Origin of the sequence: Streptomyces sp. NPDC005574 (genome assembly GCF_040605435.1) — a bacterium.
Lineage (GTDB): Bacteria > Actinomycetota > Actinomycetes > Streptomycetales > Streptomycetaceae > Streptomyces.
On record NZ_JBEXCW010000031.1, the window covers coordinates 45603 to 71426 of the forward strand.

9 protein-coding genes and 1 pseudogene are annotated in these 25824 nt (G+C 73.1%); 8 read left to right on the forward strand and 2 right to left on the reverse strand.

Annotation, left to right across the window (positions count from 1 at the left end; genetic code table 11):
* The first annotated feature begins 703 nt into the window (after window positions 1-703).
* The 3 genes from ABZT03_RS21245 (at window position 704) to ABZT03_RS21255 (ending at window position 15313) form a co-directional block, all read left to right on the forward strand.
* On the forward strand, window positions 704-4885 hold the full coding sequence (locus ABZT03_RS21245; protein ID WP_356041547.1) for a condensation domain-containing protein: 4182 nt from the start codon (window positions 704-706) through the stop codon (window positions 4883-4885).
* A complete protein-coding gene (locus tag ABZT03_RS21250) occupies window positions 4882-14331 on the forward strand; it encodes an amino acid adenylation domain-containing protein (RefSeq protein WP_356041507.1) in 9450 nt (3149 codons plus the stop codon). The genes ABZT03_RS21245 and ABZT03_RS21250 overlap by 4 nt, the downstream gene beginning before the upstream one ends.
* Window positions 14332-14434: 103 nt before the next feature.
* Window positions 14435-15313, forward strand: a complete 879-nt coding sequence (locus tag ABZT03_RS21255) for a TauD/TfdA family dioxygenase (protein ID WP_356041508.1) — start codon at window positions 14435-14437, stop codon at window positions 15311-15313.
* A gap of 35 nt (window positions 15314-15348) precedes the next feature.
* Here the strand turns inward: ABZT03_RS21255 and ABZT03_RS21260 are convergent.
* Window positions 15349-16314 (reverse strand): annotated as a pseudogene (locus ABZT03_RS21260) (non-reducing end alpha-L-arabinofuranosidase family hydrolase); the annotation flags it as partial.
* A gap of 384 nt (window positions 16315-16698) precedes the next feature.
* Between ABZT03_RS21260 and ABZT03_RS21265 the strand changes: the two are divergent.
* From ABZT03_RS21265 to ABZT03_RS21285, 5 genes are all read left to right on the forward strand, one after another.
* Window positions 16699-17667: a PaaX family transcriptional regulator C-terminal domain-containing protein gene (locus tag ABZT03_RS21265; protein ID WP_356041510.1), complete on the forward strand. Its 969-nt coding sequence runs from the start codon at window positions 16699-16701 to the stop codon at window positions 17665-17667.
* A gap of 172 nt (window positions 17668-17839) precedes the next feature.
* Window positions 17840-19240 (forward strand): alpha/beta hydrolase, encoded by a 1401-nt coding sequence (locus ABZT03_RS21270; protein ID WP_356041512.1) that lies wholly within the window; start codon window positions 17840-17842, stop codon window positions 19238-19240.
* A gap of 132 nt (window positions 19241-19372) precedes the next feature.
* A complete protein-coding gene (locus ABZT03_RS21275) occupies window positions 19373-20971 on the forward strand; it encodes an MFS transporter (RefSeq protein WP_356041514.1) in 1599 nt (532 codons plus the stop codon).
* A gap of 134 nt (window positions 20972-21105) precedes the next feature.
* Window positions 21106-21939, forward strand: coding sequence for a hypothetical protein (locus ABZT03_RS21280; protein WP_356041516.1), 834 nt, complete (start codon window positions 21106-21108; stop codon window positions 21937-21939).
* Between the two features lie 434 nt (window positions 21940-22373).
* Entirely contained in the window at window positions 22374-23843 is a 1470-nt protein-coding gene (locus tag ABZT03_RS21285; RefSeq protein ID WP_356041518.1) for a hypothetical protein, read from the forward strand.
* Between the two features lie 6 nt (window positions 23844-23849).
* On the opposite strand, the gene ABZT03_RS21290 is transcribed toward ABZT03_RS21285, so the two are convergent.
* Window positions 23850-25769: a glycoside hydrolase family 97 catalytic domain-containing protein gene (locus tag ABZT03_RS21290; RefSeq protein ID WP_356041519.1), complete on the reverse strand. Its 1920-nt coding sequence runs from the start codon at window positions 25767-25769 to the stop codon at window positions 23850-23852.
* Window positions 25770-25824 lie beyond the last annotated feature (55 nt).

The window sequence follows — 25824 nt, forward strand, 5'->3', positions numbered from 1 at the left end:
AGCGGGCATGCTTCGAACCGCAGCACACACCAGTGCACATGTGGGTCATCCCATCGTCTAGACGCTCGCAGAAGTGAATCTCGCTCCACGTGCCGCTCCGCCCGGAGCCGCCGTCGACCCGGCTCGAGCCGTCCCCCTTTATTTGGTGCAGTACCGCCCAATCCGTAACCCGATCCCAAAAGCGACGCTTCGGGGATCCGGCGGTCATCGAAATGGAGGCCATTGACAGGCTTCCGTTCCCTGATCAATTATCTCGTTGCGTTCAGGTGGCCGGAATCGGCGACGGAGCCGAATGGTGCGACCACGCCCGTGTGGTGCCGTGAACAGGGAAGCTGGTACCGGGTATGGCGGATGGCGGTGGCCTCGGCAGAGGTCCGTTACATGGCGGCAACGTTGTCACGACCTCACCGCGGCGTGTGAGACGGACCGGTCTCCGTGCGCTGCCCTGCCGACGGCCGACGTGCTGTCCGGGCGCCGGCCGCCTCCTCCGTCGCGCACCCGACCGGGCGCCCGACAGCCCGCCCCGCCGCGCCTCCTGACACCGCTCCGCGCGGGCACCCCCGACCGGGGTTCCCGCCGACCTCTTGTGGGGGCCGGCCCACGCGGCCCCGCCCTCGCGACCCGGCTCCGCGCGTGCCGACCCCACAGCGTCCGTGACTCTCGCAACCAGTACCCCTGCAGACGGGAAGAGCCAGCTTTGTCGGTGCAAGACACGCCCCACGTCCCGCATGTTCCGTCAGCTCACGACCCCTCGACGGCAGCCGGTCACGCCGGCGCCGGAGCCCGCGAGGGCGACCCCGGCCTCGCGCCGGCCTCCTTCGCCCAGCAACGGCTCTGGTTCCTCTCCCAGTTGCCGGGAGCGAACGAGGCGTACAACGAACCGCTGGCCTTCACCCTGCGCGGCCCGCTCGACCGTGAGCTGCTCGGCCGGGCACTCGACACGCTGTTCGCACGCCACGGGGCCCTGCGCACCCGCCTCCTCGCCGTGGACGGCGAGGTCTTCCAGCACGTCGACGCACCGGGCACCGGATTCCCGCTGTGCACCGACGACTTGACCAGCCTGCCCGACGCGAGAAGCCGACTCGACGCCCTGCGCCTGGCGGAGGCCTCCGACCCGTTCGATCTCGCGCGAGGTCCCCTCTGCCGTGGACGGCTCGTCACACTCGCCGACGATCACCACGTGCTGTTGATGACGATGCATCACACGATCTTCGACGGCCAGTCCATGAACGTGCTGATGCGTGAACTCGGTCTCGTCTACACCGCATTGCTCGGCGGCGGAGCCGACCCGTTGCCGCCGCTCGCCCTGGACTACGCCGAGCACGCCCGGGCCCAGCGCGAGCGCGTCCTCGGCGGTGAACTCGCCGACCAGGCCGCGTACTGGCAGGAGCAGCTGCGCGACGCACCGCCGCTGTCCGTGCTCCCCGCTGACCGGCCGCGCCCCGCCGAACAGGACCTGCGGGGCGCGCGGGTCGAGTTCACCCTCGACGCCCAGCTCACCGCCGCGCTGCGCGCTCTCGCCCGCCGTCACGGCGGCACCCTGTTCGTGGCCGTGCTGACCGGCTGGACCGTGCTGATGTCACGGCTCAGCGGGAGCACCGACCTGGTCGTGGGCACTCCGACAGCGAACCGTCGGCACCGCGACGCGTCCGGGACCATCGGCTTCTTCGTGAACTCCCTGCCGCTGCGCGTCGATCTGTCGGGCACTCCTACGGCGGCCACGGCCCTGGAGCGGGTGCGCGCCGTGCTGCGCGCCGCCCTGGACCACCAGGACCTGCCCTTCGAACGTGTCGTGGAACTGGTCAACCCGCCGCGCAGCGTGGCCCACACCCCGCTGTTCCAGACGATGTGCGCCTGGCAGCCCGAGCGGCGGGACCTCACCGACCTGCCGGGCATCGACGTCGAACCCCTCGACATCCCCCACGCCCCGGCGAAGTTCGACCTGGCACTGGTGCTGACCGAGTCGGACGGGCAAGTCGTCGGCCACCTCGACTACGCGCGCGCCCTCTTCGACCAGGACACCGCACGACGCTTCGTACGGCATCTGCGCCATCTGCTGGCCGACATCGCCGAGCGGCCCGACACGGAGATCGCCGCGTTGGAACTCGTGGACGCCGAGGAGCGGCTGCGGTTACTGGCCGAGGGGGACGCCACAGCGGGGATCGCCGATGGCGCTGCCCAAGGACGCGGCCCGTCCACTTTCGCCCGTACGCCCGGACTTCTCGCACGCTTCGACGAGCAGGTCCGACTCCGCCCGGAGCAGCACGCGTTGGTGTGCGGGGAGGAGCGTTCGGACTACGCCTCCCTGGACCGGCGCGCCAACCGGCTGGCCCAGGCCCTGCGCGCCCGTGGGGTGGGCCGCGGAGAGGTGGTGGGACTGCACGCCGGACGTTCGACGGACCTCGTCGTGGGCGTGCTCGGCGTACTCAAGTCGGGTGCGGCCTATCTCCCGCTCGACCCTGCGCAGCCCCGGCGCCGACTGGACGCCATGGTGGCGGACGCCCTCCCCGCCCTCGTCCTGACCGACCGTCCCGACGGCCCCCGCAGCCCCGTCGGCCCCGGCCCCACCGACCGTCCCGACGGCCCCCGGAACCCCGCGGCCCCGGACCCTGCCGACCGTCCCGACGGCCCCCGGAACTCCGCCGGCCCGGACTCCACCGACCAACCCGGCCGCCTCCGCGGCCCCGCCGGCGCCGACCCCGACGACCATCCCGCCGTATGGCTTCCCCTGAGGGACGTCGAAGCCGAGGCCACCACTGACACAGCACCTCACATAGCACCGGATCACTCCGATTTGGCCTACGTGATCTACACCTCCGGCTCGACCGGCAGACCCAAGGGTGTCGCCGTCACCCACGGCAGTGTCATCAACCTCTTCGACAACTGGCTGACCCGCATGGGCCGCACCCCGGGTGAGGTCACGTCCGCGTGGTCCAGCATCGGGTTCGACGCCTCCGTGCACGAGCTGCTGCTGCCGCTGACGACCGGCGCCGAACTGCACGTCGTACCCGACGAGTTGCGTACGGACCCGGAGGCGCTGATGCGCTGGATGCGGGAACACCGGGTCGTGCAGGCGTTCCTGCCTCCGGCCTACGTCCGCTGGATCGACGAGGACCCGGAGAAACGGCTGGCGGGCCTCGCCCTGCGCCACCTGCTGACCGGCGTGGAGTCCCTGCCGGAGAGCGCCCTGCACCGGATGGGGCAGTACCTGGCCGGCCTGCGGGTCTGCTTCGGATACGGCCCGACGGAGGCGACGCTCTACAGCACCGCCTACTACGACCCGCAGCCGCTGGACCGGCCCTGCCCCATCGGACGTCCGCTCGCGGGCACCCGCATGTATCTGCTGGACGAACGGATGCAGCCGGTGCCCGCCGGGGTCGCAGGCGAGGTATACCTCGGCGGGGCGAGCCTCGCCGCGGGCTACCTCCATCGTCCCGATCTCACCGGCGAACGCTTCCTGCCCGACCCCTTCGTCCCCGGCGAGCGCGTCTACCGCACCGGCGACCTGGCCAGACGTCTGCCCGACGGGAACGCCGTCTACCTGGGACGGGCCGACGACCAGGTGAAGCTGCGGGGTTTCCGCATCGAACCGGCCGAGATCGAGGCCGCCCTGCTGGACGTCCCCGGAGTCCGTGAGGCCGCCGTCCTGGCCGACCGGGACGCCCCGGGCGGCCTGCGCCTGGTGGCGGGCGTGGGCCGCGGCGACGCCCCCGGCCGGTCCCCTCGGGAATGGCGCGCCGCGCTGGCCGAGCGCCTGCCGGACTACATGATCCCCGCGCTCGTCGTGGACCTGCCCTCCCTGCCGCTGAGCCGGAGCGGGAAACTCGACCGGGAGGCCCTGCTGCGTCACGCGGACGAGGCGGCGCCCACCCAGGTGAACACCGCCAGCCCCCGCGACCACATCGAGCTGACGCTGTACGAGATATGGCGGTCGATCCTGCTGCACACCGACATCGGCGTCCGCGACAGCTTCTTCGACCTCGGCGGCACCAGCCTGTCGGCCATCAAGATGGCCCACGCCGTGAGCGAAGCCCTGGGGGCCACGCTCCCGGTCCGCGACATCATGCTGCACCCCACCATCGAGGATCTCGGCGGCCTGATCCGGCAGGGCACGTCGGGACCGCCGCCGAGTCAGCTGATCGCGTTCAGGCAGGGCGACGGCGGCGGGCACGTGGTGTGCGTCCACCCCGCGGGCGGTACCGCGTTCTGCTACCTCGCGCTGGCCAAGGCGCTGCCGGGCAGCGTCGGGCTGTACGGCGTCCAGGCGCCGGGCGTGAACCCCGGTGAACACTTCCTGCCCACCGTCGAGGTGATGGCGGAGCACTATCTCCGGCTCGTCGAACCGCTCGGTCCCGGCCCGCTCGTCCTGACCGGTCTGTCGTACGGCGGACTCGTCGCGCACGAGATGGGCCGCCGCCTGGCGTGGGCGGGCCGCGAGGACGTCAGTGTCGTCCTCCTGGACACCCAGGCCACCGACGACCCCGCCGCCCGGGCCGCCGTCGGCCCGGTGGACCTGGCCGAGTTCAGGGACAAGCTCGTGAAGTTCAACGGCATGTACCCGGGCATCGACGACGAGCAGATCGACCGGTACCACCGGATCTACAACCACAACCGGATGACCGCCCGCGAGCACCTTCCGGCGCCCTCCGCGGCCCGGCTGACCCTCGTCCAGGCCGTCGGCGGCGACGCCGATCCGTCCCTCCTGCCCGAGGTGCGCGACTTCTGGCGGCGCCGCGCCCAGGGCCACTTCCGGGTCGAGCCACTGGACTGCGACCACTGGGAGGTGCTGGAGAGCGCGGGAGTGCCGTGCGTGGCCCGGCAGATCGAGAGCGAACTCGCCGTGCTCGCCGCGGCGTCGACCGTCGTGGGAGGGCGGGCGCGATGACAGGGAACACCGCCTCTCCCGCCCGGACACTGGCCGGCGCCGTGCTCGCCCAGGCACGCCGCGGCCCGGCCGCGCCCGCCGTCGCGGACGGTGAACACGTGCTGGACTACGCCGAACTGGACCGCCTGAGCGAAATCGTCGCCCACGGTCTGCGGGCGCGCGGAGTGCTCGCCGGCCAGGCCGTCGCGGTCTGTCTGCCGCGGTCCTGGCAACTCGTGTGCGTCATGCTCGGCATCCGCCGCGCCGGGGCGACCGTGGTGCCGCTCGACGCGCAGAGCCCGGCCGGCCGCCGCCGCCACATCCTCGACGACTCCGGCGCCGTGGCCCTCGTCCACGACGACCCGGCCGGCAGCCCCCACACCCCTTCGGTCACGCGGGTGAGCGCGGCCGACCTGCTCTCCACCTCGAACGGCAACCCGCCATCCGCCATGGACGGTTCAGCCGACGGCCCGGACTCTCCAGCCGGCGCACCCGCGGCCTTCCTCTTCTACACCTCCGGTACCACCGGCATGCCCAAGGGGGTCGAGGTCGGGGACGCAGGCATCCTGCGCCTCGCGAGTCCCGGACCCCTCCGCCCGGCGGCAGGCGCACGGTGCGCGAGCCTGTCCAACCCGGCGTTCGACGCGCTGAGTTTCGAGATCTGGGTGCCGTTGCTGACCGGCGGCACCTGTGTCGTGCTGAGCGACGAGCAGACCCAGGACCCGCGTCTGCTGGCCGACACCCTGCGCCGTACCCGCATCGACACGCTGTTCGTCACGACCGCGCTCTTCAACGCCGTCGTGGACAAGGCGCCCGACTGCTTCGACTCCGTCGCCCGGGTGCTCGTGGGCGGCGAGCAGCTCAACGCCGCCCGGATCCGCGGCTGGTACCGCGACAATCCGGCGAGCGCGACCCAACTCGTCAACGTCTACGGCCCGACCGAGGCCACGACGTTCGCGCTGTGCCACCCCGTTCCGCGCGGATTCGACGGTGACGTCGTGCCCGTAGGCCGACCCCTGCCCGGTACCGGTGCCCTGCTGGTCGCCGACGGTTCCCGGCCGGCCGAAACGGACGAGGTCGCCGAACTCCATCTGAGCGGCGAGGGACTTGCGGCCGGATACCGCAATCTGCCAGAGGAGACGGAGCGCCGTTTCGTCCGGCTGGCATGGCACGACGGGGGCCGCGAGCGCTGGTACCGCACCGGTGACCTCGCCCGCCGTGACGCGGACGGTCTCATCACCTTCGTCGGCCGGGCCGACCGGCAGGTCAAGGTGCGCGGGTTCCGCGTCGAACCGGGTGAGGTGGAGCGCCAGCTGGCCGCCCACCCGGCCGTACGGCAGGCCCACGTCTGCACCCGCCGCGACGCCGACGGCGCCCACGAACTCCTCGCCCACCTGGTCCTGGGCTCGGACCTGACCCTGGAGGAGTACGACCGGCACCTCACGGCGACCCTCCCGCCGTACATGCGGCCGCACCGCACCCACCTTCTGGACGCGCTGCCCCGCACCGCCAACGGCAAGGTCGACGAATCCGCCCTGCTGAACGCGCACACGCAGCCGTGGCGCCGCACACCGACCGGTGCGAGCACCGAAGTGACAGCACAGCAGCGGAAGTTGCTCCAGCTCGCCGAAGGGATTCTCGACGTCCGCGACCTGCGGCCCGACGACCGATGGGTACCCAACGGCGGCGACTCCCTCAAGGCGCTGCGGCTGCGCTTCGAGATCCGCCGAGCCTTCCAGGCGGACGTCCCCCAGTCGCTGGTCCTGAGCGCCGACTTCGCCTCCCTCGCCGACGCCGTCACGGCCGCCACCGGCGGCGCCGGGCCGCTGTATCCGCCGCCGCCCGCACCGACCGGACGGCGGAGCGCTCCGGCCACCTCGGAGCAGCAGCGCCTGTGGCTGCTGCACCGCCGCGACCCGCACAGCCGCGCCTACGACGTGCCGCTCGCCTTCCGGCTGGACGGCGCGGTCGACGAGGACGCGCTGCGCGCGGCACTGGACCGGCTGGTGCGACGGCATCCGGCGCTGCGCACCGGCTTCCACGCCACCGCCGACGGGCTGCTCCAGACGATCGGGGAACCCTACGACCCCTGGCAGCCGGCTGACGTCCGCGACGGCGAGGACTGGCGGGAGGCCGCCGCCCGCTTCTTCGCCCCGGCCTTCGATCTCGCCGGGGGACGCATGCTGCGGGCGGGCCTGCTCGACGGTGCCGACGGCCGCGTCCTCCTGCTGCACCTGCACCACATCGCGGTCGACGGCTGGTCGCTGAACGTTCTCCTGAGCGAACTGTCCACCACCTACGCCCCGACGACCGGCAACGCCGGCCCCCTGCATGACTCCGGCCTGCCCGGCGCCTCAACCGGGCCGGCCGCCGCTCCTCTTGCTCCAGCCGCCACTCCGGCGGATCCGTCCGTCACCCCGGCCGACTACGCCCTGTGGCAACAGCAGTGGCACAGCAGTCCCGCCTACCGTGACCAGCGGGCCGCACTCCGACGCCTCTACGCACGACTCGACCCGCCGGAACCGCTGTTCGCCCCGCACTCGGGAGCGGCACGCGGCCGGGCGCGGCTGCGCGTCACCGTGCTCGACGAGCACCAGCGAGTGCGTCTGGACCGCCTGGGCGGTGAACTGGGTCTCACCCGCTTCCAGTTGCTGCTCGCGGTGTTCTCCTGGAGCCTGTACGGAGTGACCGGCGCGACCCGCCCGCTCATCGCCGCACCGGTCGCCGGACGCCCCGTGGCGGAGATCGAGGACACCGTCGGCATGTTCGCCAACACGGTGCTGCTGCCGGCGGACCTGGTCCCGCAGGAGGGGCTCCGCGCCCAACTGCTGCGCCAGAGCGCGACGGCCGGCGACGTGCTCAGCCTCCAGGACGTGGCACTGTCCGACGTGCTGGCCGATCACCCCTTCGGCGTGGACGGGCCGCCCTTCGACGCGATGTTCGTCCTGGAGAACACCGACTTCGACCTGCTGACGCTGCCCGGCTGCCGGGTGCGTCCGCTGTGGCCCGAACCGGCGGAGGCCAAGTGCGCGCTCACCCTGTCCGTCGTCGAGCGTGACGGCGGACTCGACTGCCTGTGGGAGTACGCCGAGGACCGGATCGACGCCGAACGCGTCACGGCGGCGGCCGAGTTGTTCCGGCGCGGTGTGGACCTGCTCAACGACGGGGCGAACACGACGACTCTGGCGGACCTGGTCGGTCCGTACCGGCACAGCCTGCCGGATCACGGACGCGGACCCGAGCTGACGCCCGCGTTCACGACGGTCGCGGAAGGCTTCGCCCGCCAGGTCGGCCGTACACCGGACGCTCCCGCCGTCACCGGAGCGGACCGCACCCTCTCCTACGCCCAACTCGACGCGCAGGCCGCCAGGTTGGCTGACCAGCTGCGGTCCCGGCACCCGCTGCCGGCCGACCCCGCGGCGCCGGCCCGCGTCGCCCTGTACCTGACCCCGTCACCCGAGCACATCGTGGCACTGCTGGCGGCGGCCCGCCTGAACATCACCGTCGTCCCCCTCGACCCGGCCTACCCGGCGGACCTCCTGCGCCGGATCCTGCGCCAGGTCGACCCCTTGTGCGTCCTGGTGGCACCGGGCGGGGACCACGACGTCGACGCGATCGCCCCGCCCGCCCTGCCTCGGCACACGGTCGACCTGTCCGACGCACCACCCCCCGGCCCACAGCCCGTGCCACCCCGGCACGACGGACTGCGCCCCCTGTACACGCTGTTCACCTCCGGCTCCACGGGCACGCCCAAGGGTGTCGACGTCCCCGACCGCACCCTGTGCAACCTGGTGCACTGGCAGAGCGAGGCAGGCGGACTGGGCGGCGCCGCGACCACCCAGCAGTTCTCGATGCTCTCCTTCGACGTGTCCTTCCAGGAGATCCTCACCACGCTGTGCACGGGCGGCCATCTGCACCTGGTGCGTCCCGAGTGGCGCCAGGACCTGCCCGCACTGCTGCACCAACTGGAGACCACCGGCGCCGAACGGCTCTTCCTGCCGTACGTCGCCCTGCAACTGCTCGCCGAACACGGCGTTCACCTCGGCGTGTTCCCCTCCCGGCTGCGCGAGGTGGTCACCGCGGGGGAGCAGCTCGTCTGCACCGACGCCATCCGCCGCTGGTTCTCCGGCCTGTCCGCCGCCCGGCTGTTCAACCACTACGGGCCGACCGAGACCCATGTCGTCAGCAGCCTGTGCCTGGAGGGCGATCCCGCGCTGTGGCCGGCGCGTCCCGCGATCGGCCGGCCGGTGGCCAACGCCGTCCTGCGGGTGGTCGACACCGGCGGTGCCCCCCTCCCGCCGGGTGCCACCGGAGACCTCCTCATCGGCGGTCCCATGACCGCCCCCTGCTATCTCGGCGACCCGGACCTCAACCGCGAGCGGTTCACCGACCTGCCGGGGCTCGGCACGTTCTACCGCAGCGGCGACCACGCCCACTTCGACACCGACGGCCTGCTGCACTACGACGGCCGCCGCGACGAGCAGATCAAACTCAGCGGACACCGGCTGGAGTTGGGGCAGGTCGAGGCCGCCCTGTCGCGGCACCCCCGGATCATGGCCGCCCTGGTGGTGCGGGACGGCGACGGACTGGTGGCCGTACTGCGGATCCGCGGCGACGACCCGGACCCCGGTGAACTCGACCGCCACCTCGCCGCACTGCTGCCCCCGCACGTACGGATCCGCGACTACCGCCGGGCGGACGCCCTGCCGCGCACCCCCAGCGGCAAGCTCGACCGCCGCGCCGCCCCGAGCGGGCGCGCACTGCGGGCCACCGAGGCGATGCCACCCGGCGCAGCCTCGGCGCGCGAGGCCCGTCTGTGCGAGCTGTTCGAGACGGCCACCGGCCATCCCGTGGCGCCCGACCAGCGCTTCTTCGACGCCGGGGCGAGCAGCCTGGACCTGATGCGCTTCCACCTGCGCTGCCGCGCCGAACTCGGTCTCACCTTCACCGTGGCCGACCTGTTCGAGCACGTCACCGTCCGCCGGCTCAGCCGCTTCCTCGACGGGCCCGACCCGGCGCCCGCCACCACCGGGGTCCTGGGCGAGCGGGAGCACGCGCCGGACGATGCCGTCGCCGTCGTCGGCATGGCGGTCCGGGTGCCCGGAGCCCGGGACCTGGCCGCTTTCTGGCGGCTGGTCGAAACGGGCGCACGGGGCGTCGAGCACTTTCCCGCGGCGGACGGACTCGTCGGGGCCCGCAGCCAGATGGACGGCCTGCTCGCCTTCGACCCGGACCGCTTCGGCATCAGCCGCCAGGAGGCGCGGCTGATGGACCCGCAGCAGCGGCACCTGCTGATGAGCTGCGTCGAGGCGCTCGCCCACGCGGGCATCGCCGACCCGGCCGCCCACCGCGTCGGCCTGATCGCCGGCTGCGGCGAGAACACCTACTACCAGGCGATGCTGCGCGAGGCCGATCCCGCCGACCTGCCCGACGGTTTCCGCATGGCGCTGCACCACGAGAAGGACTTCCTGGCCACCAAGACCGCCTACCATCTGGGCCTGACCGGACCGGCGTTCACCGTGCAGGCGGCCTGCTCCAGCTCCCTGGTGGGCGTGCATGTCGCGGCCGGACTGCTGCGGCAGGGCGACGCCGACGTCATGCTCGCCGGGGGAGTCCTCGTCGACACCCAGCTCACCGACGGATACGTGTACCGCCCGCAGCACATCTTCTCCCCGGACGGCCACTGCAGACCGTTCAGTGACGACGCGGCCGGCACGGTCGGCGCGAGCGGAGTCGGCGTCGTCGTCCTCAAGTCCCTACGCCGGGCACGGCTCGACGGCGACACCGTCTACGCGGTCATCACCGGCTCGGCCCTGAACAACGACGGCTCGGACAAGCTCGGTTACAGCGCGCCCTCCGTCGCCGGACAGCGGGAGGTCATCCGGACCGCCCTGCGGCGCAGCGGGCGCGTCGCCGCCGACATCGGATACGTCGAAGCGCACGGCACCGGCACCCGCCTCGGCGACCCCGTCGAAGTGGGCGCACTGCGCCAGGCGTTCGGCCTCGCCGACTCCGCGTCCTGCGCCCTGTCCTCCGTCAAGAGCCAGATCGGGCACCTGGGTGCCGCGGCGGGCGTCGTCGGACTCGTGCGGGCCGCGCTGGCGGTCCATCACGGGGTGATCCCGCCGAACGTCGACTTCCGCCGCCTCAACCCGGAGATCGGCGACGACCTGAGCCCCTTCCACATACCGGTCGCCGCCCAGCCATGGCCCGCGGGCCGGCCGCGCGTCGCCGCGGTCAGCAGCTTCGGAATCGGCGGCACCAACGCCCACCTCGTCCTCGAACACCCCGGCGACACCGCCCCCGCTCCGGCCCCGGTGGACTCGCCGCGGCTCGTCCTGTCGAGCGCCAGTGAGAGCGCCCTGCGCGCGGACGCCGAACGCGTCGCCGACTATCTCGCGGCCCGACCGGAGACGTACCCCCAGGTCCTGCGCCACCTCCAGGCGGGCCGGCCCGCGCTGCGCCACCGGGCGGCGGCGCTCTGCCCCGACGCCGACAGCGCGGTGGTCTGGCTGCGCACGGTGGGCGGCACACCCACGCGCCCGCCCGTCGCCGATCGGCAGGCACAATTCCCGTTCCCCGGGCGGGAGTCGGAGCTTTCCTGTGCGGTGGGGGCGGCCGAGGACGGGCAGACCGGTCCCGCGACGGCACCGGCTCCCTGGGACTTTCCCCCGCCCGCCTTCGATCTCACCGACCACGACTTCCCCCGCGCCCCGGCCGGGCCCGCGAGCGACGGGCCCGCCACGACCGGAACCGGGGCCGTGGCCTCCCCGGCCCGGCAGGAGACCCCGCCGTCGAGGGCGCCCCTGGACCGGTGGCTGCACCAGACCGAGTGGGCGCGCACCCAAAGGGCCCTCCCCGCCACCGGAACCCGGGCCGCGCGCCTGGTGGTCGTCGTCTCCGAGGCCGCCCTCCCGCCGGCCGGGTGGAGCCGACTCACCGAGCGGTACGCCCGCGTCGTGCACGTCACCCCGGGCCCCGCCTACGCCCGGCTCGCACCGGACCGCTACGAGGTCGACCCCGCCGATCCCGCCTCGCTGACGCGCCTGCTGCAAGCCGTGCGGGACGGCGGCGAGGACGGGTGGGACTGGCTGCACGCGCTGCCGCTCGCCGTCACCGGCAGGGTCGGCGAACCGTCGCTGCGAGCGGCCCGCCGGGCGTGCCTGGACACCCCGGCCGCACTGTGCCGGGCGCTGGCCGACCTCCCGGAGGGGCGCAGGCCGCGCGTGTGGTGGCTCTCGCACGGCGCCCAGCCGGTGACCGGGCGGGTGCGCCGGCCCGAACTGGGTCTGCTCGCGGGCGCGGTGGAGGTGCCCCGGCAGGAACTCGGCCTGGACGCGCGCTGGGTCGACCTGCCCACCCCCGAACCGGTCGACTGGGCGCACCTGTTGCCGCAGGTCCTCGACGACACGCGTGAGGTCCCCGAACGGCAGCCGCGTCTCGCCCTGCGCCAGGGCTACTGGTGGCGTCCCGCCGTCCGGCCGGTGCCCCGCCCGCACCCGCAGGCTCCCACCACGCTCACCGGCGCGACCGGCACCCATCTGGTCCTCGGCGGCACCGGAGGCATCGGGACCTCCCTGGCGGCCTGGTTGCTGGAGCGCACCGACGGACATGTCGTCCTGCTCGCCCGCCGGCCGGCGCTGCCGTCCGCCCTGGAGCGTTGGTCCGCCCGCGTCACCGTCGTGCGGGCCGACCTGGCCGAGGACGCCCTCGACGCCGTACGGGAACGGCTGGCACCGCACCTCGGACGGCTGGACGGCGTGATCCACGCCGTCGGCACCGCGGCCGGAGGACTGCTCGCCCGCCGGGACGGCGACCTGCTGCTGCACGCCACGCAGGCCAAACTCCGTGCCGCCCTCCTGACCGAGCGGCTGATCGCCGAGCACCGTCCCCGTTACGCCGTCTACTGCTCGTCGCTGTCGTCCCTGTTCGGGGGCGTCGGCCAGTTCGACTACGCGGCCTGTGCCGGCGTCCTGGACGCGTTCGCCCACCACGGGCCCGCCGACCCATCCGGCACCGTACGGCTGGGGATCGGCTGGGACGTGTGGCGCGACACCGGAATGGCCCTCGACTCCCTCCGGTCCGACCCCCGCCACCAGGCGCACCTGCGGGTCGGGCTCTCGACCGCCGAAGCCCTGGAGGTGTTCGAGGACGCCGTCGAACTCCAGCTCCCGCACCTGCTGGTGTCCACCACCGCCCCCGAAGAGGCCCGCTTCTTCTACGAGCCCGCGCCGGCGTCCCCGACAGCGGCCGCATCCGCTCCGGGCGAGGCCGTCGCCGCCGACGTCAGGGAGCATCCGGAGGAAGTGACGGACATCGTACGGCGGTTGCTGGGCGTCGACGCCCTGGACTCGGACGCCTCCCTGTACGACCTCGGCGCCGACTCCCTCACGCTGCTGGATCTCCTGTCGGAGGTGAAGCGCCGCCACGGCGTCGACATCGACCTCTCCCGCCTCGGCCACCGCGTGAGCCTCAACGAGATCCTCGCCCACCTCGCCCCCTCCGTGAGCCCCCGGGACGACGGCGAGCACAGCGGCGACGACACGGTGAGCGTCGAGGTGTGGCAGCCGGGCGAAGGCGGCGAGGTGCTGTGCCTGGTCCATCCGGTCGGCGGTGACATCCAGGCGTACCGGCCGCTGGTGTCGGCGCTCGCCCCCCGGACCACGGTCTGCCTGATCCCCGACCCCGCCCTGCGGGACCCCGGCCTGCCGGCCCGGTCCGTCGACGAGCGGGCCGCCCGCTACCTCGCCGCCGTACGGGCCCGCTTCCCCGGACCCGACACGCGGTTCCGGTTCGCCGGCTGGTCGTTCGGCGCCTGGATCGCGCTGTCCATGGCCGCCGAGGCGGAAGCGGCCGGCCGGCCCGCCGAGGCGCTGTACCTCCTCGACCCGCCCGCCCCCGGCGCCGGTGCGCTGCTGAACAGCTACGACGACCACGACCTGCGGACGGTCTTCGCCCACGAACTGCGGGGCAACGACCCCCTCACCCCCGGCGATGCCGACGACGCGCGAGACAGGGCCACGCCGGACTCGACCCGCGACGCCCAGGACGCGCGCGAGAACGCCGCCTCCACCTCGCTCGCCGGCCCCGCACAGGCGTACGCCGAACGCCTCGCCCGCTGCTGCCGGACGAACCTCGCCGCGATGGCCGCGCACACCCCGCCGCGGCTGCTCCGGACGCCCACCACCGTGTGGCTGGCCGACCGGCCGGTGACCGACCTGCCGGCGCCGGCTCCGCGACAGCACGCGGCGGGGGAGTGGCGCGCGCTCCTGCCGGACGGCTCACCCGTCCACCACGTCGACGCCACGCACTACGAGATCGTCACCGGCCGGCACGCCGAGCACATCGCCGAGTTGATCAACGAGGGGGCGCCTCCGTTCACCCCGAGGAACGGCACCCGCCACCGGCCCGACGACACGACGTCTCGCACCGCACGGTCCGCCGGCCTGCCGGCCCGCGGACTGTGACCGGCGCGCCATGACATCCACCCTCTGACCGCGGTTCCCGCGCGCGCCCTCCCCGTGTTCACGGTCGGCCGCACCCCATCGCCCCACCGAACAGGAGCCCCTGATGGAGCAGTTCGCACTGGACGCCGTCGAGCGCGTCACCACCCGCCCCGCGGAGACCTACGACAGCTTCACCGTCGACCCCCTGACCCCGCTGCTCGGCGCCGAGATAGCCGGCCTCGACCTGTCACGGGAGCTGTCGCCCCAGCAGGAGAAGGAGATCAAGCAGGCGTTCCTCACCCATCACGTGCTCGTCTTCCGCGACCAGCACCTCACACCCGACGACCACAAACGGTTCGCCGGCCTCTTCGGGCCGCTGCACCCGGTGGCGCTGCCCGCCGAGGACGCCGACCCGTACATCCTGGAGATCAGCGCCGACAAGAACTCCCGCGAGGTCGCCGGCAACGGCTGGCACGCCGACGGCACCGCCGACCCCGAGCCCTCGCTCGGCTCGATGCTGCACCTCACCCGTGTCCCGGAGGTCGGCAGCGGCGGCGACACCCTGTTCGCCAACATGCACCTCGCCTTCGACATGCTGTCGCCCGCGCTCAAGACGTTCCTGCGGGGGCTGACCGCCGTCCACGACGGAGCCCGTCCCTGGCTGGCGCAGGGCCAGATGCCGCCCGCCGAGTACGACGTCCCGCGCAACGAACACCCGGTCGTGGTCCGCCACCCCGACACCGGCCGGGAACTCCTCTTCGTCAACGGCCCCTACACCTCGCACATCCCGCAGCTGTCCGCGGCCGAGAGCGCGGCGCTGCTCACCATGCTGTACGAGCACATCGCCCGCACCCCGCTGCTGCACTGCCGCGTCCGCTGGCAGCCCGAGACGCTGGTGTTCTGGGACAACCGCTGCGTCCAGCACCACGCCGTCTGGGACTACTACCCGCACTCCCGTCACGGACGGCGTATCGCGATCGACGGGACGCGCCCCCAGGCGTGAGCCGGGCCTGCCCCTGGCCGGGGCAGGCCCGCCCGTCAGCAGGTCGAGTTGGTCTGGGTGAGCAGGCCGAGACGCCAGGGCAGACTGTTGTAGTCGCCGCTCGCGCCCGGGTTGAGACCCTGGTAGAGGTACTGGAGTCGGCACGCCGGGATGGTCAGGGTCTGGTCATGGCCGGCGCGGATCATCTCGCCGTGACTGATGTCCCTGGTCCAGGATCCGGCCGGGAAGGTCACGTTGCTCGCCCGGGCGAACGGGTTGCTCTCCGTGGCGGCCAGCGCCGTCCACGAACCGGCGAGCGAGGAGGCGGTCCAGGACCTGAAGTAACGCCGTCCGTCCGACCCGATCGCCTCCACGATCAGCAGGTACTGGTTGGAACCCTGCACCTTGTAGACGTTGGCGGCCTCGAACAGGGCGTAGCGGTTGGAGTCCTGGGCGGCGATGACGGTGTTGGTGAAACCGTTGGGGAACTGCGCCACGGTCGTCTGCGAGCGGTACAGGTGACCGTTGTCGTCGGAGGAGAACAGGTAGCAGTTGGCGCTGTCGCAGATCACCCACATGTCGACCCAGTAGCCGTTGCCGATGTTCTGCCTGATGATGTCCGGCATCGACGCGTAGAAGGTGCGGGGAGCGCTCCAGCCGTTCGGGTTGCCGATGTCGGGGTTCGTGGAGAACGACGCGTTACCGGTCTGGTAGACGAGGTACCACAGGCCCTGCGGGGCGTAGTAGAACACCTCGGGAGCGGCCCGGTACCCGGTGCCGATCGCGCTGCGGTCCAGGTAGTGGTGGGTGGCCGAACCGGCCTGGGACCAGTCGCTGAAGCTCAGGTACACCAGGTTGTATCCCGAGGCGCTCGCCGTGCTGGCGAACACGTGGTACTTGCCGTTGTAATAGACGACCGACGGGTCCTTGAGCCCGGCGATGTTGTGGGTCGAGTCCGGCTTCGGGGCGATCAGGGGGCCGCTGGAACTCCAGGAGAAGCTGCCCGGCAGGGCTGCCGCCGAGGAGGCGGGGTGCGCGCTCGCGGTCCGGTGCGCGGGGGTCCGGGCACCGAAGTCTCCGGGCGTCGCGGCGGTGGCGGTGCCGGTCGCCAGCAGTACGGCGGCGGCCACCAGGCCCAACGCCGAGGCGCGGCGCCGGATGAGTCTGGTCAAGGGGTTCACGGTTCTCCGCATCTGATGGGGCCATGACACATGTGATGTTCGATGTGTCGAACGGACTTCGGTGCTTCGGACGGTGTGGATGATAGGAGCCCCGGGCGCGGCGTCAATCCGTCTCGCATCATTCGGAGGCCGGAGAGAAAGTTTCGAGCCGTCCTCGTGACCGGCCGGGCGTGCGCGACCCCGTCGGCCGTCCCGCCGCGGGCTTCGGCGTCGTACCGTGAGCCCGTGCCCACTGACACCGCCCCGCGCCCGCAGTCGTTGATGCTCACCTTCCTCGGAGACCAGGTGCTGGGCCGGGGTGTCTGCGTCTACTCGGGCAGCGTCATCGAGGTCTTCTCGCGCGCGGGGGTCGGCGAGCAGGCGACCCGTTCGACGCTCACCCGCATGGTCAACCGCGACCTGTTGCGGCGCCAACGGGAGGGCCGGCGCATGTACTTCGGGCTGACCGAGCGTTCCGAGGCGATCCTGCGCGACGGCGAACGGCGCATGTGGAAGACCGGCGCGGTCAACCGGGACTGGGACGGCACCTGGTCCCTGCTCGGCTTCTCCCTGCCCGAATCCTGGCAGCGACAGCGCCACGACCTGCGCTCCCAGCTGACCTGGGCCGGGTTCGGCCCCCTGTTCAGCGGCCTGTGGGTGGCCCCGGGCGAGGTCGACGTCTCCGGGATCGTGGCCGAGCTGGGACTCGCCGCGCACGTCAAGGTGTTCCGGGCGCGGGCGGACACCGGAATGGACATCGCGGAGATGATCCACGACACCTGGGACCTGGCCGAACTGGCCGAACGCTACCGCGAGTTCGACGCCCGATGGCGACCCCTGGCGGCGGGCGGCGAGGTGGGCGGGGGACCCGGCGTGGAGACCGGCGGGACCACCGGCACGGAGCCGGTCACCGACGCCGACGGACTCACCGGCGCGGAGCCGGGCGCGGACGCCGAGGCGCTCGCCGGCGCGGAGCCCGCCTCCGGTGCCGAAGAGGCCGTCACCGACGAGGACCCGCTCGCGCTGCGGCTGCGGCTGGCGACCGAATGGCTTCGCGTCATCCGCGGGGATCCCCGCCTGCCGGTCCAGCATCTCCCGGGCGACTGGCCCGCCGGCGCGGCGGAGGAGACGTTCCGCGCGCTCAACGCCCGCTTGGACGCGCCGGCGAGGGATGTGGCGCGACGCGTGATCGAGACGGTCCCGGCCGCCCTGTAGCCGGCTGGTCGGCGGTCGAGTTCGGGGTGCGCACCGGCGGGCACCCTCTCGAGCTGATGTTGTGCACTCCATTGACGGCGGTGAGAAATCGGCCTTACATTCCCTGACGTTCAGTGCACTGAGCATCCAGGTCCAGCAGCGCTCCCCACCCCCCAGACTGGAGCCCGACCCCATGCCCACCCGCCTCCACCGCACGATCCCGGCCCGCCCCGCCCGCCGCCGGTCCCGCACCCTCGCCACCCTCGCCACGGCCGTCGTCCTCGCCCTGACCACGCCCGCGGCCGCGCACGCCGACTCCGCCGCGCCCGCCGCCCAGCGCCTCACCGGCACCCTCGCCGACGGCGGCACCTGGATCGCCGACGTACCGGCGGACTGGAACGGCACCCTCCTGCTGTTCAGCCACGGCTTCGGCCCGACCGTCGCCCAGAACGCCCCGTCGGCCGGCGCCCGTACCGCACTCCTCGCCGAGGGCTACGCCCTGGCCGGCTCCTCCTACGACCCGAACGGCTCCATGTGGGCCCTGAACAGTGCCGAACGCGACCAGTTCGCCACCCTCGACGCCGTCACCGCGAAGATCGGCGAGCCGACCCGCACGCTCGCCGTCGGCCAGTCCATGGGCGGACTCGTCAACGCCCAGCTGGCCCGCGACGGTGCCGGGCGCGTCGACGGCGCCCTCGGCCTGTGCGGCCTGGTCGCCGGCGCCACCGACCTCGACAACTACCAGCTCGACGCCGAGTACACCCTCGCCCGCCTGCTCCTGCCGGGGCAGGACATCGGCCTGGTGCGCTTCGGCTCCGCCGCCGACGCGGCCACCACCGCGCAACGCCTGACCGAGGCCGTCACCGCGGCCCAGGCCACCCCGGCCGGCCGCGCCCGGGTCGCGCTGGCCGCCGCCTTCCTCAACCTGCCCGCCTGGGCCCCCGGTCAGGACCGGCCCGCGCCGGACGACTGGCAGGGCCAGGAGGAACAGCAGTACGCGTGGTTCGCGCAGGGCATCCTGTCGTTCGTCGAGGGCGGCCGGTACGCGATCGAGCAGTCCGCCGGCGGCAACACCTCATGGAACCGGGGCGTCGACTACGGCGCACTGCTCACCGGCTCCGTCCACGCCCCGCGGGTCCGCGCGCTGTACCGGGCGGCCGGGCTGGACCTGCACGCCGAACTGCGCACGCTCACCGCGGGCGCCACGATCACGGCGGACCCCGCCGCGGTCCGTGCGGCCGCGCGCACCTCCTCCGCCGGTCAGGGCCTCGCCGTACCCCTGCTGGACGTGCACACCGTCGCCGACAACCTCGTCCCGGTCGAACAGGAGAACCGGTTCGCCGACCGGGTGCGCGCGTCCGGCGACGGACCGCTGCTGCGGCAGGCGTACGTCGAGCGGCAGGGGCACTGCGCCTTCACCACCGCCGAGACGGTCGCCGCCGTCCACGCCGTCGAACACCGTGTCGCCACCGGCCACTGGGACGCCGCCGCCACACCCTCCGCCCTGCAGAAGGCCGCCCTGGCGCTCGGCCTCGACGGGTCGGCGTACACCCCCTACCGGCCCGCCGAACTGACCGTCGGCCGCGGCCGGTAGCCGTACGGCGCCCCGCACCGAACCAGCCCCGGCCTGTCCCGACCCCTCCCGCTCCACCCGCCCCCCCCGAACCCGTCCACCTCGACCCGGCTGTTCGAAGTCACCCCACTCCCCGCGACGTTGGGACCGCTCATGTCCGAAACCACCCCGGCTCACTCCCCGGACGCTCACGCGCCGATCGCCCGTCTCCCGCTCGGCACGCTCATAGCGGGATGCCTCGCCGTCTGTCTCGCACAGATCGGCCTCGCCATGCCGGCCACCCTCAACGGGCTGTTCCAGGAACACCTGCACCCCGTCGGCTCCCAACTGACGTGGATCTCGGACGCCTTCCTCCTGCCGGTCGCCGTCCTGGAACTGTCCTTCGGTGTGCTCGGCGACCTCTTCGGACGCAAGCGGCTCCTCGTCGGCGGCGCGGGACTGCTGTGCGCGGGCGAGATCGTCGCCGCCGGCAGCTCCGGCGTCCACCAGTTGTGGGTGGGACAGGCACTGGCCGGCCTCGGCGCCGCCGCGCTCTTCCCGACCTCGCTCGCCATGATCGCGGCCGGCACGCCCTCCGGCGCCCCGCGGGCCCGCGCCATCGCCGTGTGGGCCTCCAGCCTGTCGGCGGGCGGCTTCCTCGCCCCGCTGCTCGGCGGCATCACGGGAACCTACGGATCGTGGCGCTCCGCCTTCGTCGTGGTCGCCGTCCTCGCCGCCGCCAGCGCGCTGGTGAGTCTGCTGCTCGCCACCGACTCCCGTGCGCCGGAGGGACGTTCGCTCGACATCGGCGGTCAGATCACCATCGGCGTCGGCCTGTTCGCCCTGCTGTACGCCGTCATCCAGGGGCCGACGGACGGCTGGGGGTCGGTCTCCGTGGTCGTGGCGTTCGTGATCGCGGCGGTGTTCGTGGGGCTGTTCGTCGCGGCCGAGAGCCGGGCCCGCTCGCCCCTGCTGCGGCTGGACCTGTTCCGCAACCGGTCCTTCGCGATCGCCTCGATCGTCGCCGTCGTCGGCATGTTCAGCTTCCTCGGAACGGCGTACGCGGCCAGCATCCGGCTCGGCCCGATCCAGCACCAGAGCCCCATGCGCACCGCCTTCGCCTTCCTGCTGCTCAGTGGAATCACCCCTTTCCTCACCCCGCTGACCTCGCGCCTGCTGCACCGTCTCCACGCGCGTGTGCTGCTCACCACCGGCCTCGGACTGATCGCGGCGGGCGACTTCCTGGCCGCCACGCTCGCCGTCGACGACCAGGCACTGACCTCGCTGATCGTGCCGCTCGGACTGGTCGGCGTGGGCTTCGCGTTCACGGTGTCGTCGATCACGGCGACCGCCGTCAACGCGGTGCCGGTGCACTTCGCGGGCATGGCCAGCGCGTCCACCAACCTGCTGCGCGACTTCGGGTTCACACTCGGTCCGGCGGTCATCGGCGCGGTGGCGCTGAGCCAGGCCGCGTCCCAGGTGACCGCCTCCCTCGCGACGTCCTCACTGGGCGCGGAGTCGAAGGGTGCGGCTCACGAGGTGCTCGCGGAAGGCGGCCCGCTCGCCCTGAACTCCGTACCGGCGAATTCGCCCCCCGGCGCCGCCCGCGCCCTCGCGCTGGACGCCCTCGGACACGGCTACTCGATCGGTTTCGTGGTGTGCGGCAGCGCCGCCCTGTTCTCGGCGCTGCTGGTGCTCGTCGCCCTGCGCGGCCGAACGGCCGAGGAACCCGCGCCGGAGAAGGAGACGGAGTCCGTCCCGGTCACGGGATGAGCGCTGTGGGGCAGCCGTGCGCGTCCGGCCGGCCGCGACAGGTTCCGGCAGGCCGGGCGCAACGCGGCACAGCGAAATTGACAGGGACATCCTCCCCGGCCGAAGGTGTTCGCTCGGACGACCGGGGTGGGGACGTGGAGCAGCAGTACGCGCAGCGGTGTTCAGAGCTTTTCGCGGTGGGCGGATACGCCGCCGTGAGGGCTGCGGCGGAACAGGGACTCGAGGAGGCCGGGCCGGACCCGGTCCTCCTGCGCTGGCTCGGGCAGGCACACGCCGCCGAGGACGAGGACGACCACGACCGTGAGGCCGAGGACGCGTACCGCAAGGGCCTCGCCCTCGCACCGGACGATCTCGGCCTGATGGTGTGCTACCTCGAACTGTGCCTGCGCTCCGACGACTTCGACCACCCGGCGAGGGCGCGCCGCGCGGTGGTCCTGCGCGAAAGGATCGAGGAACTGGCGCCGCCCGGGTCGGCCGAACGCGCACGCGTCGACAGCGCGACGGGGTGGGCTGGCCGGGGTTACTGGGACGACCTGACGACGGGCGTGCTCCAGGGGCAGGCGGAGCAGGAAGCCCTCGCTGACCAGAGCGCGCAGGTCACCGAGGCGCTACGGCGAGCCGCTCGCGGCGAGACCGGACAGGACACCGGCGAGGATCTCCGGGCCGCCGAACTGGCCGCCGCCGTCGAGCTGTTGCAGGGGCCGTGGAACGCGCCGCTGCGCTTCCTGCTCGCCCACCGCGTCGGAGCGTATGTGCTGACGTTCCTTCTGTCGTTCGGCCTGAACAAGGCCCTGGTGGTGAGCGGAGTGCTGGACTTCAGTCTCTGGGGCTGGTTGTTCTGGGTTCCCCTGCTGGCCGCCGAGGCGAAGCTCCGCCAGGCCAGGAGGCTGGGACAGGAACGAGTCGTCGCACGCATCCAGGCCCGCCACGAGGGCCTGGACGCGGCGTCGGCACCCGCCGGCCGGTAACCCTCGGTCCGCGTGCTCCAGCCGGAGGCGGCAGCCGCCCGGAGCACGCGGACAGCCTCTGTGGCGTTCACGGGTGGGGTGGCCCGGTTCGTGCGGGCGCAGACGTGTACTAGTCCGAGGTCGCGGTCGACCGGACGTGTCCAACGCCCGTTATCGGGCAGGAACTTGTCGCCGAGCACCCTCGGTGGACGACATGCGCGGGATCGAGGACCGTCCGCGGTGTCAGTAGCTCGTCCTAGGCTCCCGAGCATGGCCCGATCCTGGACGAGACCGCGTGTGAGCCCCGAAAGTTGTACCGGCCGAGTTCCCCTCGACTCGGCCGACAGGCCCGCCACGAGGTGCCGAGCGGTGCGTCCCCACCCGCCGCGTAGCAGACGACGGACGGCGCCCACCAAGACGCCGCCGCGGTCGGCACGGCCGACACGACGGGGGGTGTGACCGTGCGCCGACCGGTCGAGGGTGAAGTGCACGTGCACTACGGCCAGATCTACGTCGAGAGCGACCCGGAGACGTTCGGCCCGGACCTCACGGGCTCCTTCGCCGGGCAGAGCGCCGGACTGTGCGGGGCGGCGATCCCCGGTGCCCTGTGGCTGTCGACCGGACTGCACACGGGCAGCGTCGGATTCACCGTCGAAGTCCACGACACGCCACCACCGCTGGACGCGGAGTGGGAGGACGTCGTGGAGGTGTCGTTCCGCCCTGTCTCGGCGCACACCACGCTGACGCAGTGGGCCGGCGAAGCCTGCCGGGACCTGGGCCTTGAGGAGATCGACTACCGGGTGCGCTACTGCGCGCAGGGCATGGACCGGGCCGACGGGCAGGACACCCGGCTGGACGGCGAACCCCAACTGGACCGCTATCTGCTGCAGTTCTGGCCCGCCGCGCCCGCCCCGGACCGTGTCCTTCGCCGGACCTCGGCGCTCGCCGCCTACTGGCACGACTTCGCCCGCCGGCAGCCCCCCGCTCCCACACCCGCCGAACGGGCCGAATCGGAGCGCCTGGCCCGATGCGCCGAGGAACAGGCCGAGAGGGAACGGCTCCTCGCTCACGAGCGAGCGGAGTGGGGCGGTCAGCTACCGAGCCGGGCGTTGCGCGAAGTCCGCGGCAACGTCCGTGGTCTGCTCGGTGTCGAACCGGACCTCGTCCACGCCCTCGACGCCGCCGGCCCCGTCACCCAGCGCCAGGTGGCCCTGCTGGCGGCCCGGCGTGCCTGCGAAACGGCTGGTCTCACCGAACTGGACTGGGCCGCCGCCGCGCTCGGAGCCCTCGCGGACGGCCGACCGCTGCCGCCGCCCTTCGACGACCGGACCCGCCTGTGGCAGACCCTCGCGTCCGACCCTCGCCTCCCGGACCGGACCGTCGGCCGCGCCGTCCCACCCGAGCGGTCCGCCGCCGGTCCGCCGGGGACCCCGGACACACCGGGGGGCCGCGCAGTACCACCCGACGAGTGTGCCGCCGGTCCATCCGGGACCCCGCGCGGACGGGACGGCCATGCCGCTCCACCCGCGGGGTCCGCCGTCCCCCGGCCCGTGGACCTGGGCGGACGGCTGCAACAACCGCTGTCCAAGCCCGGGCGGGCATTCGGGATCGTCGGTCCGGCGGCGGCGGTCGCGGCGGCATTGCCGAGCCCGCCCGGACCTGCGGCACCGCCGAGCTTGCCCGGACCGGCGGCAGCGCACCCCGCCGGCGCGCCCAGGTACGCCCTTCGGGTCACCCTGGGAGCCCCGGACCCCTCCCTGCGGATGTCGCAGCCGCACATGGCGTTGCCCGCGCTGACCGGCGCCGCGGAGACCGACCCGCTCCAGGCGGCGCTGGACGCGGTGTTCGCGGCGGTGGCCACGTACGGCCATGACTACCCGTCACTTCTGGACGAGGTCTGGGCCGCGTGCCGACGAGGCGCGTGACGGTGCTCAGTCCCTGTAGCAGGTGGTGACACCCGGATGCCAGGGGCAGGCGATCCCGGCGAACCCGCCGTTGTCCACGACGCCGACCTCGAGCGTGTCACCGCCGCGCAGCACCTGACGGTCCTGGACGAGCCCGTCGGCGCCGTCGCGGATCGTCTGCACCAGCCACTTTCCGTGGCCGAAGGACAGGGGCACCGCCGCGGTGCGGGCGGCGCCGGCGTACACCCCGCCCAGGAACCAGCGGCTGCCGCTGCGGCGGGCCAGCACGGCTTCCTGACCGGGCCGGCCGTCCAGCAGGCGCGTGTCGTCCCACGCGGCGGGGACCTGGTCGAAGAAGTCACGGGCGAGCGGCCGGGCGTCGTACGACTCGGGGGTGCCCGCGAACATCTGCAGGCCCGACTCGTAGACGACGGCCAGTCCGGTCTCGGCCGCGTCGGAGTCGGGCCGCGCGCCGACGCGCTGGAAGCCGCCGGGCGTGAAGTCCATGGAGCCGATGACATTGCGGGTGAAGGGCAGGGTGGTGAGGTGGGCGGCGGTGTTCGTGCGCTTCTCCTCGCCGCCGACGCCCTCCATGGTCATGACCTGCGGCCAGGTGCGCTGGATGCCCTTCGGAACGGTCGAGCCGTGGAAGTCGATCATGAGGTGGTGGGCGGCCGTCTCCTTGAGGATCGCGTCGTACCACTGGAGCATGGGCTGCGCCTCGGAGTTCATGAAGTCGATCTTGACTCCCTTGACGCCCCACCGTTCCAGGGCGGGCAGCCACTGGGCGCGTTCCTCCGGTGTGTCGAGGTCACGCTGGTGGATCCAGACGACGATTCCGACGCCCTTGGCGCGCGCGTAGTCGACGAGTTGGGGCATCCAGCTGTCGGTCTGCCAGTCGGGGTCGGTGGTGTCCCACGCGTCGGCCTTGAAGTACCAGCCCGCGTCGACGGCTTCGTACGGCCAGTGCCGGGCGGCCGCGTAGTCGACGTAGGCCTTCTGCGCCGCGAGGCTCTGGCCGGCTTCGCGGCCGCCGGCCAGCCAGGTCCACAGCACGGTTCCGGGCCGGATCCAGGAGGTGTCGGCGACCTTGGAGGAGGCGGCGAGGTCGTCGGTGAAGGTGGACCGGGTGACGGTGGCGAGGTCCCCGGTGACCATGGCCCGCCACGGTGTGGCCAGGGGCCCGTCGGTGTGGACCCGGGCGTCGGCGAGCGTGATCCGGTAGGTGCCGCTGCCCTGGTCGTGGGCGAGCCGGGCACCGGAGTAGGCGCCCGTGAGGTTGGACTCGGCGAGCAGGGTGTAGCCGCCGTCGGTCGAGAACAGGGCCTGGTCGGAGTACGCGCCCGTCGGCGCGGTCGAGGCCGTGTACTGGTTGAACTGCCCCTCGTTGTCGACCCGGTAGGCGCCGAGCCACGCGTTCGCGTCCGACGGCAGGGTGAACGCGGACGTCTCGCCGAGGACGTCGCCGTACCCGGCGGGCAGGACGTAGCGGTAGGCGACGCCGTCCGCGGAGGCGCGCAGCACCAGGTCGAGCCGGGCGCCCGCGGAGGTGGCGAACGACAGGCGCGTCTCACTCATCCGGACGCGGCGGTCGAGCCGCTTGCCGGACTTCGTCCGGTACCGCTCGTCGACTCTCCGGTCGGTGCGACGCAGGAAGCGCAACCCCTGGGACAGGTTGGCCCGTTCGGTGACGATGCCGACGGACGACGGCTCGATGACGGTACGGCCGCCCCGGGACACCGACAGGCTCAGCGTGCCGGTGGTGGCGTCGAGCGCCACCCGCGCGCGGGGTTCGCGCGCCGCAGCGGCACGCTCCGGACCGGCCACGGCCCATGCGCGGTCGGGGGAGCCGGCGTCCTGGTGGGCGCTCGCGGGTGCGGTCGTGAGAAGTGTGGCCGCCAGCGCGGCGCAGAGCGTGGCGACCGCGGTCCTGATCGGAACCGCCATGTGAACCCTCCCGGGTGGTCAGTGGGGTGTCGGGTGAGGGGTGCCCGGTGCACGG

Bases quoted from the DNA above. Each gene is read 5' to 3' on its own strand.
- ABZT03_RS21250 (WP_356041507.1), top strand. From the start codon at position 4,882: ATGACAGGGAACACCGCCTCTCCCGCCCGGACACTGGCCGGCGCCGTG.
- ABZT03_RS21255 (WP_356041508.1), top strand. From the start codon at position 14,435: ATGGAGCAGTTCGCACTGGACGCCGTCGAGCGCGTCACCACCCGCCCC.
- ABZT03_RS21270 (WP_356041512.1), top strand. From the start codon at position 17,840: ATGCCCACCCGCCTCCACCGCACGATCCCGGCCCGCCCCGCCCGCCGC.
- ABZT03_RS21275 (WP_356041514.1), top strand. From the start codon at position 19,373: ATGTCCGAAACCACCCCGGCTCACTCCCCGGACGCTCACGCGCCGATC.
- ABZT03_RS21290 (WP_356041519.1), bottom strand. From the start codon at position 25,769: ATGGCGGTTCCGATCAGGACCGCGGTCGCCACGCTCTGCGCCGCGCTG.